Here is a 15,871-nt window from a genome sequence, read left to right on the forward strand (position 1 = left end):
CGCTGCTAGAGCACCAAGGCGCGTCGAAGCCTCGCGCGCGAGCACGAGACATCGCCTTGGCCGAATACGACCTGACCAGCCCGACCCTGCTTTCCGCCATGCGCCGGACGATCTCCATCGAGATGGACGGGCTGGCGCTGCTGCGCGATTCCCTCGACGAGAGCGCGGCGGGCGTCGTGCGCCTGATCGCCGGCCTGAAGGGGCGGCTGATCTGCGCCGGCGTCGGCAAGTCCGGTCATGTCGCGCGCAAGATCGCCGCCACGCTCGCCTCCACCGGAACGCCGGCCCAGTTCGTCCACCCGGCCGAAGCCAGCCACGGCGATCTCGGCATGATCACCGCCGAGGATGCGGTGCTGGCCCTGTCGAAATCGGGCGAGACGCGCGAACTCGGCGACATCATCGCCTATTGCCGGCGCTTCGCCGTGCCGCTGATCGCGATGACGGCCGGCCTTCAAAGCACGCTGGCGCGCGGCGCCGACCATGTGCTGAAGATCCCTGATGCGGCGGAGGCCTGCGGGGAGACGCGCGCGCCGACGACATCCACGACGCTGATGATGGCAGCCGGCGACGCGCTCGCCGTGGCGCTGATCGAGGCGCGCGGCTTCACGGCGGAGGATTTCGGCCGCTTCCATCCCGGTGGCGCGCTCGGCGCGGCGCTGGCCCATGTCGAGGATCTGATGCATGGCGGGCGCGAGCTGCCGCTCGTCGGCGAGGGCGCGTCCATGGGCGAGGCGCTGATCGAGATGAGCGCGAAGGGCTTCGGCTGCGTCGGCGTGGTGGCCGGGGATGGCCGGCTCGCGGGCATCGTCACCGACGGCGACCTGCGCCGGAAGATGGCGCCCGACCTGCTCGAGCGCAGCGCGGGGGAGGTGATGACGCGCGACCCGTTCACGGCGCGCCGCTCCCTGCTGGCCGCCGAGGCGCTGCGGCGCATGACCGCGGGCGAGCGCAAGATCACCCAGCTCTTCGTCGTGGAGGAGGATGGCCGGCCCTGCGGTCTGCTGCACATCCACGACCTGCTGAGGGCCGGGATCAGCTGATGCGTGCCTTCTCGCTTCCCGACTGGGCCTTCTATCCGCTGGCCGGACTTCTGGCGGCCGGGCTGGTCGCGCTCGCCATGCTGGTGCGCCCCGCGGGCACCGAACCGGTGGTGCAGGGCGGACGCTTCACGGTGCAGGGACCTGCCCTGTCGAACTTCATCCCGGGTCCCGGCACGCGGGTCTCCTTCATGCCCGATTATCCCGGCGGCGCCGTGGCGCGGGCCGGCTCGGACGCCTCGCTCGAGGCCGCGGGAGCGCTCTCGGCCGGAGTCGGCCTGGTCGTGCCGCCCGCCTTCGAGGCCGCAGTGGTCGGCCAGCCCATCCGCGTCACCTTCGAGATCCAGGCCATGGACGACACGCTGGAGGAGGTTCGCATCGGCTATTTCACGGTCTCGACCGGGGATTCCGGCTGGCGGGCCGTGCCGGTCAGCGAACGGTTCGAGACGGTTTCCTTCGACTGGCAAGTGCCCGCCGACGCCGCACTCAACGAAAACGAGTGGGTCGGCATCTGGCCCGATCCGGAGGGGCTCGGCCGAGACGTGCTGGTGCGCCGCGTGGTGATCGAGATCCTCGCCGGCCAGGGTTCATCGCCCGGCGGGGCCGGACCGGCTCGCCGCGCTGCGGGAGCCGCGCCCCCTCGTGAATGACCGCTTGCCCACCCCGGCCTTCTTGGTTCACAGTTTAAGGTGATAAGAAGACTCCGAGGGGCAGGAGCATGGTATCGTTTCGGCTATCCCTGATGCAGGGGCAGGTGGATGCCTTCCATCAGGCGATTCACGACTTCGTCGCGCGGCTGGAGAGCCAGTCCGACGATTTCGTCTTCCTGAAGACTGAATCGGCAGGAGTGGACAGCCACTCCGTCTACGAAATCAGCACCGGCGAGGAATCCACGCTCGAGCTTTGCCTCGAGCACATCTCCGCCGCCCTCGAGTTGACCGACGACACGGTCCTGTAGCCTGGCGTCTTGGCGCTTGACCCCGGGGCTGCGAGGTGGTTTGCAACGCCCGCCGCAGCTGAGAGGGTTTGCCCGTGCGTTCCGATCTCCGTCCGAATACCTGGGAATTCGAAACCGAGCCGCTCGTCAAGCCGACGGGTTTCCGCGAATACGACGCGCGCTGGTGGTTCGGCCATCCCGGTTCGGACAAGGCCCCCGAGATCAATCTCTACGGCATCCAGGCTCTCGGCCTCGGCCTCGGAACGCTGATCCACGAACTCGGCGTCGAGCCGAAGATCGTCACGGGCCACGATTTCCGCAGCTATTCCCAGGGCGTGAAGCAGGCGCTCGAGGTGGGCCTGATGCAGGCCGGGATCGAGGTCCACGATATCGGGCTCTCGCTCTCGCCCATGGCCTATTTCGCCCAGTTCGACCTCGACATCCCGGCCGTGGCGATGGTGACCGCGAGCCACAATTCCAATGGCTGGACCGGGGTGAAGATGGGGGTGGAACGCCCGCTGACCTTCGGCCCCGACGAGATGGGCCGCCTGAAGCAGATCGTCCTTCGCGAGGAGTTCGCGCCGCGCGCCGGCGGGTCCTATGTGCGCGAGACCGGCGTGTTCGAGCGCTATATCGCCGATGTCGCGGGCAAGACGAGGCTGTCGCGCCCGATCAAGGTGGTCGCCGCCTGCGGCAACGGCACGGCCGGTGCGTTCGCCCCTAAGGCGCTGCGCGCGATCGGGGCGGAGGTGATCGAGCTCGATTGCGAGCTGGACCACTCCTTCCCGCGCTACAATCCGAACCCGGAAGACATGAAGATGCTCCACGCGGTCGCCGACGCGGTGCGCGAGCACGGCGCCGAGGTGGGCCTCGCCTTCGACGGGGACGGCGACCGCTGCGGCGTCGTCGACAACGAAGGCGAGGAGATCTTCGCCGACAAGGTCGGGCTGATGCTGGCGCGCGACCTTTCCGCGAGCCACGAGAACGCGGTCTTTGTCGTCGACGTCAAGTCGACCGGGCTCTATGCCATCGATCCGGTGCTCGAGCGCAACGGGGCGAAGACCGACTACTGGAAGACCGGACATTCCTACATCAAGCGGCGCAGCCACGAGCTCGGCGCGCTGGCCGGCTTCGAGAAGTCCGGACATTTCTTCATGCGCCCGCCGATCGGGCGCGGCTATGATGATGGGCTCGTTGCGGCGCGCGCGATCCTGGAGATGCTCGACCGCGCGGGCGATCAGACCATGGCCGACCTGAAGCGCGCCCTACCGGTCAGCCACGGCTCGCCGACCATGTCCCCGGCCTGTCCCGACGAGGTGAAGTACGATGTCGTCGAACGCATCGTGAAGGCTTTCGAGGAGAAGAAGAAGGCCGGCACGCCCGTCGCCGGCCGCGCGATCGCCGACATCAACACCGTGAACGGCGTGCGCTTCACCCTCGCCGACGGCGCCTGGGGCCTGGTGCGCGCCAGCTCGAACACGCCCAACCTCGTCGTCGTGGTCGAAAGCCCGAACTCGCGCGAGGACATGAAGGCGGTCTTCACCGAGATCGAGGCGGAGCTGAAGCAGCACCCGGAAGTCGGCGCGTTCGACCAGAAGGTCTAGGACGCCGAAAGTCGGGGTTCCCCGCCGCGCCGATTCATCGCCCGACGGACTTACTGCGAGCAGCCGCCGATGAATATCCGCTCAAGTTCTATGTTTCCCTGATTTGCTGATTTAAACAGGGAAACTGGCCTAATGGTCGCCTAAGCCGCTGCAGCGTGATTAAAAATTACATTATAAAACAACATGTTATCGAAAAATTCCCTGGCACATCGAGCAGGGAAATCCGAAAAACGAACAGGGAAAAATCGCTTCTGGATCAAGGAAGAAATTTCGCTGATCAGGCCGTAGGGAAACTCGGCCAGATTTGAACGCTGGGGCGAAAAGAAAGCGAACCCGCCTGCGGAGACCGGCAGGCGGGTTCTGCTGGGCTCGATCGCCCGCGAGGCCGACGAGTGGATCATCGACTTCGCCCGGATAAAACGACATGTTGCATAGTCGCATATCAAGAGAATTTCTCTAAATGTAACATGGCTGCCACTTGGTCGATGCTGGCGCATCGTAGTACCGTCTCAAGTTGTTCATGTGGCTTTCACGGGGGAGGGGATGGCTGCTCATAGGATATCTTTAACGAGAGCGCAGATGGTGTCTTTTCACCGGGCGATCAGCGCATTCTTGAAGGCGATCGAGTCGGAAAGCGATGATTCGGTTTCGGTCAGGCGTGACTCGCAGGGCTTTGATGACATCGTTGTGTATGAGATGAGCGCGGGGCGGCAGGCTACGATAGCGAAATGCGTCCGTCATCTTGAGCAGTTCGGTGATCTAGGAAAGGCAAGCTAGTATCAGCCTGCACTACGGACCCAAAAGGGCGGAAGAATATCCTCAGGGTGAACCGACGGTATTCTTATCGCATTGGGGCGTTGGCCCAAATAATGACAATTGACGGCTACTGGAGCCGAGTTGGACTTCAGTGGTCAATTCCCGCTGGAAGCAGACACGAAATGAAGGTCAACCCTCGCGCCAAGGATCCTGTTGATCGGCATGTTGGAGAGCGCATAAGACTGCGACGCGAGAGTCTGAATATCTCTCAACGCGAACTTTCCCGCCGTCTGGGCCTAACGCCCTCACAGATAGACAATTACGAGCGAGGCGTGAACAAGATCGGCGCCGGTCGACTCTGGGTGCTCTCCGATGCGCTCGACGTTTCAGTGAACGACTTCTTTGAGGGGCTCGTCCGAGATGACGATGAGCAAGGCCGCCCGAAATTTCCTGCGGCGGATTTTATTACCGATACGCCCGGTCCCGATACACCGGAATGGGCAAAGCTGGTGAGGGCGTTCGTTCGCATAGGCGATCGCGGAGTACGAAGGAGCCTAATTGCGCTCGTGCGCACAATCGCGTCCGAGGAAGCGGAAGGGCGCGCAGATCAAGAAGTCGGTACATCGTGAAATTTCCCTGACTGTTTCCAGGCGTGTTGACGAAGAATTTTGCTGTTGGGCACATGCAGGAAAGCGTCGATATTTCAACGACCTACACTGCCGCTATGTCAGGGAGACCTCCCTATTGTCCCGCAGTCCAACGTGAGGGCTCAGAGCAAATCACCCCGCACTCTCGCTTCGGCTGGATGAAAGCCGGGGTCACGTCACTGGTCCTGTCGGCGCGGCGGCCGCGCGGGCGGCTTGGCGCTCACCCGCGGGTATCCGTCAATCCCGCACGTAGATGATTGGCTGTCAGATTATGGGGTAAATCCAAGCATCCGCTCGGCTTCAATCGCGCCGATGAGCGTCTCCAATTGCCGGTCGGACAGTCGTCTCAGTTCGGTCAGAAGGCTTGGATTGAGGTCGCCGGGTTCGCAAAGGCTGTATATCGCCGCGCGCCAACGGCCTCTCACCTGTCTTCGGATTGGCAGTCCGCCGGCGCGAAGGCGCGAGATTTCCGCCCTGACGGAGGCGGGCCGCCAGCCGAGCCGGATCGCCAGCTCGGCGGCGCTGCACCCGCCTTCCGTCCTGAGTTCGGCCAGGATGATCTCGCGCACGATCATACCGGGACCGTGCCGGTGCTCTCATCCCAGAGCTCTTGCGCGATCAGGACCGGATCGATTCCATGGGCGGCCCACCATCCCGGTTCATCCGGATCACGATGGACAAGATCGTGATGGCGGCGACATAGCGGGACTGTGAACTCATCGGAGACTTTCTTCGCCATTGCCCGAGGCTGCATGAAACGAAGATGGTGGGCGTCCGCCGGAGAGCGCCCGCAGACCAGGCATGGCTGGCTGCGAACGTGAGCGAGATGGGCTGGCGCCCGCAACCGTCGTTGTTTCGGCAGAAAGAACGCTCCGCCTTCATCGTCGGCCCGGACAATGTCCTTTGCCCATACCGTACCTGTTTCGTTGGCTTGTCCTGACCGGTTCGGTTTCGCTTCGGATTCCGCCGGCTCCGGATCTGACTGGTTTTCACCGGGTGGGTCGTCACCCTCGCGATCAGTGTCCTGCCCAGCCTGACCGGTCGCGTGCTCGGCTGAACCTTCGGCCTTTCGACTTCGACCGGCAGACCGCTTCTCCTGCCCCCTATGACCGAGAACGCCGAGACCGAATGGCTTTCCGAAGGTGGCGAGCGCACGCAAGGTGGCATCAAGCTCGGCGGCTTTCAGCCCTTTATTGTGTGCCTCGAACGGCGTGTCGCCGCGTCCCTCGCCGCATCCGTGGCCATCGCGAAATGGCGCCGAACCAAGCGAAACACGTACCTTGGCGACATAAGCCGTGGTCACCACCCCCTCACGTTCCCGGGTCGCGGCGCAGCGCATTTCGAGCACCTCCCGGCTCCAGCCATCAGCGCCAAAGAGCCGGTTTGCTTCCTCCATGGCCCGCCAGGCTTCGGCTGGCCCACCATTTGGATCGATATGCGCTGAGCCTGCACGGCGAAGGGCGCGTTGGGTTTTCTGATCGAAGCTCATTATTTGGTCCTCACCGTGATGATCGGATCGCCTTCGACAAGCCGGGCACCGGGTATGACGGTCCCGGCTTTGAGTGCATCTGTGACCTCGCGGCGGTCGAGGACAGGGTCGGGCGTGCGCCAGTACTCAAGCGGTATGTCATCGATCTGCTCTACATCGAGCTTCAGGGATCCCGGCCGGAGCGATACCGTGAGATCCTCCTCCTCGATGCGCCGAATCTCGCAGCTATCCATCGCTGCGGCGCAAGCCCGGCGCTTGGCTTTTGCCCGACCGGTTATTCGCTCCATCCGGGCGCGCATGGTCTGAAGCCGGTCCTTGAGAGCGGCCGCCATGGCCTCGTCATCGAGGGCCGAGCGCAGGGCTGCTGCAATCACCTGATTGAGATTGGTCAGCCCTTCGAGCGTGTCGGCGAGTGTTTCCTCATCGAGGTCACCGTGCTCGGCGATCAAGCGTTCCTTCAGGACCTCGTGGCGTGCGCGTTCGGTTGCCAGATCAAGCATCGGGTTGTCTCCTTTTCTGGTTTACCCGGCACGCACCACCGCTCCGATGCGGCGCACAGTCCAGTCGATGCTGAGATCAAAAACGAACTCCGGCGCTGCCTGTCTCCATCGGGAGACAGAAATGAAAGGCCAGGGCATTACGTCGCGCCGAAAGAAGGTTCAGCGGGCGAGCGCAGATGGGAGTCATGATCAGGAAGGGGGGCCGGCTCTCGAGCACAGCTCATTCGCGACCGGCCAAGTCTCGGTGTCCGTGGGGCCCGGCGTCCCGTTCGGCTTGATCTATACGCCGGAGCCGGCGCGCGCCCGAAGTTACCCGGCCGCCTTCTGCGCGAGTTCGATCGCTTGGCGAGCTTCGTGGATTATCTTCTCGGTAAGGCACTCACGCGTTGCGCGGGTAACGGGCTCGGCCTGACCGGCGACGGCAGCTTCATGCGCGCGCTCGAGCGCGGCAGCCGTTTCGACGAAGAGGGCGGCGGGGTCACGAGCCTTCATGACCCTCACCACCACTGCTCGATTGGACGGCGAAGGTCCAGCTTACCAGCGCCGGTCGAAGTCGGACCGGTCACGACCGTAGCGTCGGCCAGTCTCGGGATCGGTATCGAGCAGGGCCGCGCCACGGCCACCCCGCGCCCATCCCATGAATTGGGAGATCGCATCGACCTGATCGTCATGGCGACCGTCTGGAAAGGCCCGCATCTCATCGCGCAGGGCTGACCACCACTCGACTTCGGTCGGGAAGACGACCTGGCCGGTTTGCAGCCAGTCCAGATGAGGCGATAAGCGCTCGAGCTTGCTTCCGTCAGGCGCGATGAGGGTGGGGAGCAGCCCGCCCTCCTGGCGCATGGCGCTCCACATGACTCGCGTCGCGTTGGTCTTCTCTATCAGAACCTCTTCGGCGCCCCACTTATCGTGGAGTTGGACGATGCGCGCCTTGAGATCCGCCCCGTCAAGCCGGGCGCGGAACAGGTCGAGCAGGTACCAGACCTTGTCCTTGTATCCCCACGTCGTGCAGACCGAGTAGGAGCAGTTCGGGCCGGTCTCCACGGCCGTATCCCAGCTCTGGACGATCCAGATGCACTCCTCCTTGGTCGGCGGTTTGTCGACCAGCTTGAGCTTGCCGATATCAATAACGGCGCCCTCAGGCAGGACCGGACTTTGCTGGTATTGGGCGGCGAAGGCCACCCGGCCGATCTCGGCCTTCAGATCCTCCAAGCTCGCCTCGTCGAACCGGTAAGGATCGAGGATGTCGCCCCGGCGCCGCCTCCAGCTTCTCGCCCCATGGAGCGGTATGTCTTCATCCTCCTCGGCAATGGCCGGCAGGTTCAGGTGCCGGAATCGGCCTTGTTCCAGCAGGAAGGCCGGAAAATCGTCCTCGTGCAGGCGCTGCATGATGGCGATGATCGAGCCGGTCCTGGGGTTGTCCAGCCGGCTTCGAAGGGTCTCGGTATAAAACTGCCTGGCCTTGGCCCGCATCACCTCCTGGCGGGCCTCGCTTCCCTTTAGGATATCGTCGATGATGATCACATCCGCCCCGAACCCGGTCACCGTCCCGGCCAGCGAAACGCCATAGCGCGCCCCGCCGGCGGTGGTGCGCCATTCATGCTTGTTGCTCGAGCGAGCCCGCGTGCGCGGGAACAATGCCTTGTACCAAGGCGCGTTGACGATCTGGGCGAACTTGGCCGCGTGCTCATGGCTCAGCGTGTCGGAGTAAGTCGCCACCATCACCTTGGCCGTTGGATGATTGCCCAGGATCCAGGCCGGCAGGGCGATCGCCGCGGCGACAGATTTAAGGTGGCGCGGCGGGATGGTCACCAGGAGCCGGCCGCCGTCCTCACTGACGGCCCGCTGCAGAGCCAGGCTCAACGCATCGACATAGTCGAGCCGGTTCAGCCTCTGGCCCTCCAGGGTCTCGAAGACCCTTTGAAGGAAGAAGTAGAAGAGTGTCTTCTGAGCCGCGGCACTCTGGATACGAAGATCAGTCATCCCCAGCCTCCCCCTTGCCCGCTTGGCCGGCCTCGAGCCAGCGTTTGAGCTCGGCGACCATCGCTTTCTCCGCATCGGTCGGTTCGGTGGAAGCGCCATCGACCCCCTCGGCGGCAGAGCCACTCAGCATTTGATGCGCTCTGAATAAACGCTCGAAGGCCTTGCCATCGCCGCTCAAGCCTTCGGAGAGTTGGCGCATGAAGAGCGCCTTTGCGGCGCTCACCTTGCGTCGGCGCCCTCCTTCGGTGATCACGACCTCCTTGAACAGAACCTCGTCGATCAGCGTGCCGAGATTTTTCTTCAGCCGCGGCCGGCCCTTTGGATTGCCGGACTTGCCCTTCTGAAACTGGGTGGCCCGAGGCGGATTCCCGTAGCCGACAGGACGATGAGGATCGTGTCCGGCCGAACTCGCGATTGGAGCCGATACCGATCCCGGCTTCGCCTTGCGGGTGCGGTGTCTAACCTGAAGCGGCTTATCGCTCATCATCGCCTCCCCGGGATTCGCGGACATCGGTGAAACGCTCGCCGGTCGCTTCAAGCACGGCCTCCACGCCGAAGGCCCGAGCGAAGCGCTCGACGATGACATCGCAATAGCCCGGATCGAGTTCGATCAGCCGGGCGACACGCCCGGTCTGCTCGGCCGCCAGCATCGTGCTGCCCGAGCCGCCGAACACGTCCAGCACGATCTCGCCGCGCGCCGTCACATCGCGCAGGGCGTCGGCGATCAGGGCGGTGGGTTTGACGGTGGGGTGGAGCTTCAGGAGCTCGCCGCGCTCCTTCGAGCCGCCATTGCATCCCGGATAGGCCCAGACATTGGTGCGGTTGCGCCCGTGCTTGCCGAGCTCGACATTGTTGCGGTGCGACGCGCCGGGCTTCTTGAACACGGCGATCAGCTCGTGCTGGCTGCGATAGAGCGAGCCCATCCCGCCGGTCCCCTTGTCCCAGACCGCCAGATTGAGAAGATCGAATCCGCAAGCTTCGCCCGCCTGGATGAGCGGCGAGATCGAGCGCCAGTCCATGCAGCTGAAGGCAATACCTCCGGGTTTCATGCGGGCGGCCAGGTGGCTGTGGACAGTCTTCAGGAAACCGGCGAACGCCTCCTCGCTCATCTCGCCGGACGCCATGGCGAACTCGCGGTGCTTGATCTTGCCCAGCCCGCTGATGTGCTTGTCGACGGGCACGTTATAAGGCGCGTCGGTGAAGACCGCGTCGGCGGTCTCTACCCCCAGCAAGGCGTCATAGATCTCGGGCTTGAGCGAGTCCCCGCACACGAGCCGGTGCGGGCCGATCTGCCAGACATCCCCGAGCAGGGTGACCGGCACGTCCGGCGTGTCGGGAATGGCCGGCTCCTCGTCTCCACCGTCATCGAGCAGGACATCGATCTCGCCGATCTCGAAGCCGATGGCCTCCATGTCGAAATCGAGCTCGACCAGCTCGCCGATCTCGATACGCAGCGTCTCGAGATCCCAGTCCGCGCCTTCAGCCAGCTTGTTGTCGGCGATGCGATAGGCGCGGATCTCCTCGTCTGAGAGATGCTCGATGCGGATGGCCGGGGCACACGTGCGCCCAAGCTTTTTCGCTGCGGCGATCCGGGCCAGGCCGGCGATGACCTCGCCCTTGGCATCAACCAGGATCGGTGTGACGAAACCGAAGCGCTCGATCGATTTGGCGAGCTTCCTGATCTGGGACGCCGGGTGCTTTCTCAGTTCCCGGCTCGGAAGAACCAGATCATCAAAGGCGATCTCGATCAGGTGGAGGTGGTTAGGTATCTGCGGCGGAACAGAGTCCAGCCGCGCTGTTTGTATGGATGACATCTGGATGCCCCCTCTTTGCGCCAGGCAAGGGGCATCTTCACGCACTTAGTGCGTTAGCCGGCCCCCGCCCGACTGATCCAAAAAAAACTAATCATCTGTATCCCTTCGATGCTGCCAGACAGCCCGGCTGCTTCCTCGAGATGAATTCGACATAAGAGCGCCGATCCTCGTCGCAAGAGGGTCGGCGGCAAAAAGGTCAATGATGCGCAAATCTTATGCACCCATGGTGCTTATCATTTCGTATCCTGCTTTCGATCGACGACAATATGAATCTCGCCCACCTTTTCTCAGTCTGCTGACAGACTCGCTGCTCTGTTTGCGCCGTCGCAAAGATCGGTCAGATAGGATCCGTATTCATTGCGGAACCGCTTGCCGAGCTCGCGCAGCTGAGCTGTGTCTATCCACCCATTACGCCAGGCAACTTCTTCCGGGCACGCAATCTTGAAATCGTTCTGCCGCTCGGTCGCGCGTACCCATTCGCCGGCATTCACCAGTCCCTCAAGCGTGCCTGTGTCCAGCCAGGTCGCGCCGCGGAAGGTGCAATGCTCTTACCTCGCGGGACTTGAGGTGGACCCAGTTGAGTGACCTAAGCCCCCCGCCCTTACACTTTCAGCGGCGCCGGGGCTCGATAGTCTATCTGTTCGGGTAGATCGATTGCGCCGTAAGCCTAGCCGATTAGGAACTCGCGAGATCGGCGCACCCGCGCCGGCGTATGATAGCGCTTGCCAAGCCGGACTGCGGGTTATCACCACCGGGTCGTAAGTACCGGTCGACGCGATTGGCTCGTAGCGGGACAACTCCGGAATTTGCCTATGCTACTCAGGAGCGGACGCGGACTGGGATCATACAATCGAGTTTGTGTATGCTTCGCGATTGGCTTATTCGCAGATGCGCCAAGGCTGAGAAGTCCTTCATTGCCGCTACGAAGTTGTTGGTCGCATGAGTGCTTATCAAGAATATGCTGTGTCGGTTGCGTCTGGAGATTCGCTGAATGTGTGGGATTGTCGGCGTCGTCGGAGAGGCCAGAGCCAAGGCTATCATTCTGGAAGGTCTCCAGCGTCTGGAGTATCGCGGGTATGACTCCGCCGGGATCGCGCTTCTCAACGCCGAAGGATTCGCCCGTGCGCGGGCCGTGGGCAAGGTCGGCCGGCTGGTGGAGAAAGCCGGCGAGCTGGGCGAAGCCAAGACCGGTATCGGACACACGCGCTGGGCGACTCATGGCGCAGTGACCGAAGCCAACGCTCACCCTCATCACGCCGGGCGGGTGATGCTCGTGCACAATGGGATCATCGAGAATTTCCGCAGCCTCAGGGCCGAACTCGAAAAAGAGGGGCGGACATTCGAAAGTGAGACCGACACCGAAATCGTCGCCCACCTTATCGACCGCGAGGTCGAGGAAGGAGCCGACCTGGAAGTTGCGCTGTCTCGGGCGGTCGAGCGGCTGAAAGGCGCCTTCGCGCTCGCCATCCTGATCGAGGGCGAGGAGACGCGCCTGTTCGGCGCACGCAGAGGTGCGCCGCTGATCGCCGGTCTCAACGGTTCGGCCGGGTTCATCGCGTCCGATCCGCTGGCATTGAGCGGCGAGGCGGACTCCCTGGTCTATCTCAAGGACGGCGACATCGCAGTCGTCTCGCCCGGAGAGGTGACGGTGATCGACAGCTCGGGCAAACCGGCCAGGCGCGAGCGCCAGCCCGCCCCGACGAGCCATGTGGCCGCCGAGAAAGGCAATTACCGCCACTTCATGCAGAAGGAGATTTTCGACCAGCCCGACGTCATCGGCCGAACGGCCAGTCACTATGTCGACCCGGTCGCGAATGTGATCCGGACGATCGAGGGCGTCGATCTGAGCGAGACCGACCGTCTGCTGATCGTGGCGTGCGGAACCGCGGCGTTCGCCGGCCAGGTTGCCCGCTACTGGTTCGCCGAGCTGGCCGGCTTGGCCTGCGAGGTCGAGATCGCTTCCGAATTCCGTTACCGCGCGCCGACCTTCCTGAAGGGCGACCGTGCCCTGTTCATCTCCCAGTCCGGCGAAACGGCCGACACGCTCGAGGCCATGCGCCTGTGCGCCGAGCACCGCGTGCCCTCGATGGCGCTGATCAACACCGTCCACTCGACCATGGCGCGCGAGGCCGATCTGGTTCTGCCCACGCTGGCCGGTCCGGAGATCGGCGTGGCCTCGACCAAGGCCTTCACCTGCCAGCTGACGGCCCTGGCCTGTCTGGCGGCCCTGGCCGGGCGTCAGCGTGGCAGGATCGGCGCGGCGCGTGAGCGCGAGATCGTCGAGGCCCTGCTTGGCATGCCCGCGCGCGTCTCGAAGGCGCTGGACTGCGAGGCCGAGATCGTCAAGCTCGCCCCGGAACTCGCCGAGCATCGCACCGTGCTCTATCTGGGGCGTGGCCCGGACTTTCCCATGGCGCTGGAAGCGGCGCTGAAGCTGAAGGAAATCAGCTATATCCATGCCGAGGGCTATGCCGCGGGCGAGCTCAAGCATGGTCCGATCGCGCTGGTGGAAGAGGGCGTGCCGGTGATCGTGCTGGCGCCCTCCGGACCGCAGTTCGAGAAGACCCGCTCATCCATCCAGCAGGTCCGCAGCCGCGGTGCGAGGGTCACCGGCATCACCGACGCGAGCGGCGCGCAGGCACTGCAGGGCGAGCTCAGCCAAGCTATCGTGATCCCCGACAGCGATCCGCTGATCCGGCCGATCCTGGAAGCCGTGGCCGTGCAGCTGATTGCCTATCACGTGGCGGTCTACAAGGGCACAGACGTCGATCAGCCCAGAAATCTGGCCAAATCGGTGACCGTGGAGTAGCTCGCGTCTAGCGCGCGGCCAGGTCGAATCCGAATAGCGGATCGAACGCGGTCAGCATGTGGTACAGCATGCTGGCCGGAATGGCCGGCGCGGCGGGCTGGCCCTTGGCATCGAAGGCGTCGATCCACCCCCCACGCGGGCCCCCCGCGAGATAACTCGCTAGAATTCGGTCGAGCACGCGCGAGGCTTCGCCCGGCGGGGCCGTTTCGGGATGGAAGAGCCGCGCGCGGAACATCTCAAGCTGCGGCCAGAGCCGGCGCTTGCCGGAGACGATCTTGGCATCCCGGTCGACCGCGTCGAGTGCAAAGCCTTCGGCATTGCGCCCGATCCTGTCGGCGAATGCGATCAGCCGGCGGCGCCAGCTGATCAGGTCGCGCCCCGTTTCCTCCTCAAAAAAGCCGAGCAGCACCGCCCACTCGTAACAGTGGCCGGGCTCCACGAGATTGCCGGGCGCGCCCGGCGCGCGCGACCAGTCCTGAGCGAAGGTCTCGGTGAGGGCTCCGCTCTTCGGATCGAAGAAGCGGGTCTCGAACAGTTCGACGATGTCGCGGGCGAACTCGGTAAAGCGGGCCTCGCCGGTGGCCCGGCGCAGGGCGAGGGCGGCCTCGAGCAGGTGCATGTGGGGGTTGGAGTGGCGCCACTTCCCATGCGGAAGGCGGTCGAGAAAGCCGCCGTGTTCTGGGTCCGCGAGTTCGGTCTGGACGAACGCGAGCGCTTCTTCGGCGATCTCTCTTGCCCGCGTCTCGCCGGTCGCCATGAAGGCGTAGGCGCCCGCAAGCATGACAAAAGCATGGTCGTAGAGCGCGCGCACAGCGCTGACCGGCTCGCCCTGGGGCGTTAGCACGCTAGCCCATCCGCCTTGCGGAGCGCGGGCGGTCGTGTCGAGATAATCGAGACCCTTGTGCACGAGGTCGAGCCCGCGCGGGTCGTCCCAGCCGAGCAGGCGGGCGTGCGAGAACGCGTAGATCTGGCGCGGCAGGACACGCCCGCGCCGGTCCAGACCGGCGAGTGGGGCCCCGTCTAGGTCAATCGCTTCTACGAAGCCGCCGCGCTGCTCGTCCCAGGCGCGCTCGGCCCAAAACGGCAGGCAATCCTCGAACAGCCAGTTGCGTAACCGTGCGATGGTGTCGCTCTGCAACGAGGCGGCAAAGCCGCGTCTTGCGGCTTCCTCGGCAAGCGGCTTGGTTGAGGCCGCCTCGCTGAGCGGGGTGACCAAAACGCCACGCGGGGTCGCGGCGACGGCGATGCCGGACAACCCGCGGACCGCAATCATGGGACCTTCGCTGCGTACGTAACAGCCGTGCGTATCGATCGCGAAGACCGCGCCCTCGCAAACATTGTCATGCCTATGCGACTTGAGCGCGTGCAATGCCCCATAGTCGCCGATATCGCTCCAGCCCATGTCGACGGGCACAACCTCGACGCCCTCTACGTGTTCCATCACGGCATAGTCGATCGATTCAGACCGGCATTCTGCAAAGCGGGCGGCGTCCAAGCTCACGCTCTGCCCCGGCCGCGGCGGTAGGGAGATCGCGGCCGCTGCCGTTACCGCCTCTAGGATATCGGGCGCATGCTGGGCGAAGGCCTCCAGCATGCGCCCCGCGGAAAACAAGAAGATGCCGGCATTCCACCAGTATCCGCCCTGTTCGAGATAGTCTTGCGCGGTTTCTCGCGACGGCTTCTCGACGAAGGCTTGCACCGAGGCGGCCTGCTCGAGGCGCGCACCCGGCGCGCGGATATAGCCGTAGCAGGTGGCGGCGTGGTCGGGCTTGATGCCGAAGGTAACGATCGCACCAGAGCGCGCTGCCTTGGCCCCACAGGTTAGTGCTCGATGGAAGGCGGCAAGGTCGCTGACATGGTGATCGGCGGGCATGATCAGCACCAGATCGCCGGGTGTCCGCCCCAGGCAGGCGGCCGCCACGGCCGGAGCCGAATTCCGCGGCACCGGCTCAAGGATGAGACCGGCCCCGGGCAGTTCGCGGCGCAACAGATCCTCGTGGCGCGCCGACCCGACGGCACACAGCGGGCCAAACGTCACCTGTTGAGCGGCCCTGCTGACACGGGCGGCCGTTTCGGCCAGCATCGATTTGTCGGAGATGAGCGGGAGGAATGGCTTGGGTGCACGGTCTGTGGAGATCGGCCAGAGGCGCGTGCCCCGCCCACCGCACAGAATGACCGGCTGGATCTCGTCTGTCCGCGTCACTGTCTCTGTCTCCCGAAGCGCGGCGCGGCCGCGTCGCGCTTGTAAACCGCGCTGGCGGTAACACTGGCCGCCTGATCATCCGGTTAACGGGG

The 15,871-nt window shown here is 64.3% G+C and carries 16 protein-coding genes; 6 read left to right on the top strand and 10 right to left on the bottom strand.

Annotation, left to right across the window (positions count from 1 at the left end):
* Positions 1-98: 98 nt before the first annotated feature.
* The 4 genes from JW792_RS15890 (at position 99) to JW792_RS15905 (ending at position 3,578) form a co-directional block, all read left to right on the top strand.
* Positions 99-1,040 (top strand): KpsF/GutQ family sugar-phosphate isomerase, encoded by a 942-nt coding sequence (locus tag JW792_RS15890; protein WP_135995262.1) that lies wholly within the window; start codon positions 99-101, stop codon positions 1,038-1,040.
* Complete coding sequence (locus JW792_RS15895) at positions 1,040-1,687, top strand: hypothetical protein (RefSeq protein WP_135994830.1); 648 nt, start codon at positions 1,040-1,042, stop codon at positions 1,685-1,687. The genes JW792_RS15890 and JW792_RS15895 overlap by 1 nt, the downstream gene beginning before the upstream one ends.
* Positions 1,688-1,755: 68 nt before the next feature.
* Complete coding sequence (locus JW792_RS15900) at positions 1,756-1,995, top strand: hypothetical protein (RefSeq protein WP_135994829.1); 240 nt, start codon at positions 1,756-1,758, stop codon at positions 1,993-1,995.
* A 74-nt stretch (positions 1,996-2,069) separates the two neighbouring features.
* Entirely contained in the window at positions 2,070-3,578 is a 1,509-nt protein-coding gene (locus JW792_RS15905) for a phosphomannomutase/phosphoglucomutase (RefSeq protein ID WP_206340830.1), read from the top strand.
* Between the two features lie 140 nt (positions 3,579-3,718).
* On the opposite strand, the gene JW792_RS15910 is transcribed toward JW792_RS15905, so the two are convergent.
* Positions 3,719-3,979 carry a hypothetical protein gene (locus JW792_RS15910; protein WP_135994827.1) on the bottom strand — a complete coding sequence of 87 codons (261 nt, stop codon included), beginning with the start codon at positions 3,977-3,979 and terminating at the stop codon, positions 3,719-3,721.
* Between the two features lie 537 nt (positions 3,980-4,516).
* Here JW792_RS15910 and JW792_RS15915 point away from each other — a divergent pair.
* On the top strand, positions 4,517-4,963 hold the full coding sequence (locus tag JW792_RS15915; protein WP_135994826.1) for a helix-turn-helix domain-containing protein: 447 nt from the start codon (positions 4,517-4,519) through the stop codon (positions 4,961-4,963).
* A gap of 287 nt (positions 4,964-5,250) precedes the next feature.
* Here JW792_RS15915 and JW792_RS15920 read toward each other — a convergent pair whose 3' ends face one another.
* From JW792_RS15920 to JW792_RS15955, 8 genes are all read right to left on the bottom strand, one after another.
* A complete protein-coding gene (locus JW792_RS15920) occupies positions 5,251-5,556 on the bottom strand; it encodes a hypothetical protein (RefSeq protein WP_135994825.1) in 306 nt (101 codons plus the stop codon).
* The gene (locus JW792_RS15925) at positions 5,553-6,470 is read right to left on the bottom strand and encodes a DUF968 domain-containing protein (RefSeq protein WP_135994824.1); all 918 of its coding nucleotides are present in this window, start codon (positions 6,468-6,470) and stop codon (positions 5,553-5,555) included. The genes JW792_RS15920 and JW792_RS15925 overlap by 4 nt, the downstream gene beginning before the upstream one ends.
* Positions 6,470-6,970: a siphovirus Gp157 family protein gene (locus tag JW792_RS15930; RefSeq protein WP_135994823.1), complete on the bottom strand. Its 501-nt coding sequence runs from the start codon at positions 6,968-6,970 to the stop codon at positions 6,470-6,472. The genes JW792_RS15925 and JW792_RS15930 overlap by 1 nt, the downstream gene beginning before the upstream one ends.
* A 309-nt stretch (positions 6,971-7,279) precedes the next feature.
* Positions 7,280-7,462 (bottom strand): hypothetical protein, encoded by a 183-nt coding sequence (locus JW792_RS15935; protein ID WP_135994822.1) that lies wholly within the window; start codon positions 7,460-7,462, stop codon positions 7,280-7,282.
* A gap of 42 nt (positions 7,463-7,504) precedes the next feature.
* Entirely contained in the window at positions 7,505-8,953 is a 1,449-nt protein-coding gene (terL, locus tag JW792_RS15940) for a phage terminase large subunit (RefSeq protein ID WP_158291538.1), read from the bottom strand.
* Positions 8,946-9,437: a DUF5681 domain-containing protein gene (locus JW792_RS15945; RefSeq protein WP_135994820.1), complete on the bottom strand. Its 492-nt coding sequence runs from the start codon at positions 9,435-9,437 to the stop codon at positions 8,946-8,948. The genes terL and JW792_RS15945 overlap by 8 nt, the downstream gene beginning before the upstream one ends.
* Positions 9,427-10,767 carry a DNA methyltransferase gene (locus JW792_RS15950; RefSeq protein ID WP_135994819.1) on the bottom strand — a complete coding sequence of 447 codons (1,341 nt, stop codon included), beginning with the start codon at positions 10,765-10,767 and terminating at the stop codon, positions 9,427-9,429. The genes JW792_RS15945 and JW792_RS15950 overlap by 11 nt, the downstream gene beginning before the upstream one ends.
* Positions 10,768-11,054: 287 nt before the next feature.
* Entirely contained in the window at positions 11,055-11,258 is a 204-nt protein-coding gene (locus JW792_RS15955; protein ID WP_135994818.1) for a hypothetical protein, read from the bottom strand.
* A 500-nt stretch (positions 11,259-11,758) separates the two neighbouring features.
* Between JW792_RS15955 and glmS the strand changes: the two genes are divergently transcribed.
* Positions 11,759-13,576 carry a glutamine--fructose-6-phosphate transaminase (isomerizing) gene (glmS, locus tag JW792_RS15960; protein WP_135994817.1) on the top strand — a complete coding sequence of 606 codons (1,818 nt, stop codon included), beginning with the start codon at positions 11,759-11,761 and terminating at the stop codon, positions 13,574-13,576.
* A gap of 7 nt (positions 13,577-13,583) precedes the next feature.
* Here glmS and JW792_RS15965 read toward each other — a convergent pair whose 3' ends face one another.
* A complete protein-coding gene (locus tag JW792_RS15965; protein ID WP_135994816.1) occupies positions 13,584-15,779 on the bottom strand; it encodes an AGE family epimerase/isomerase in 2,196 nt (731 codons plus the stop codon).
* Positions 15,780-15,871 lie beyond the last annotated feature (92 nt).

The sequence above is a fragment of the Marinicauda algicola genome (assembly GCF_017161425.1).
GTDB lineage: Bacteria > Pseudomonadota > Alphaproteobacteria > Caulobacterales > Maricaulaceae > Marinicauda > Marinicauda algicola.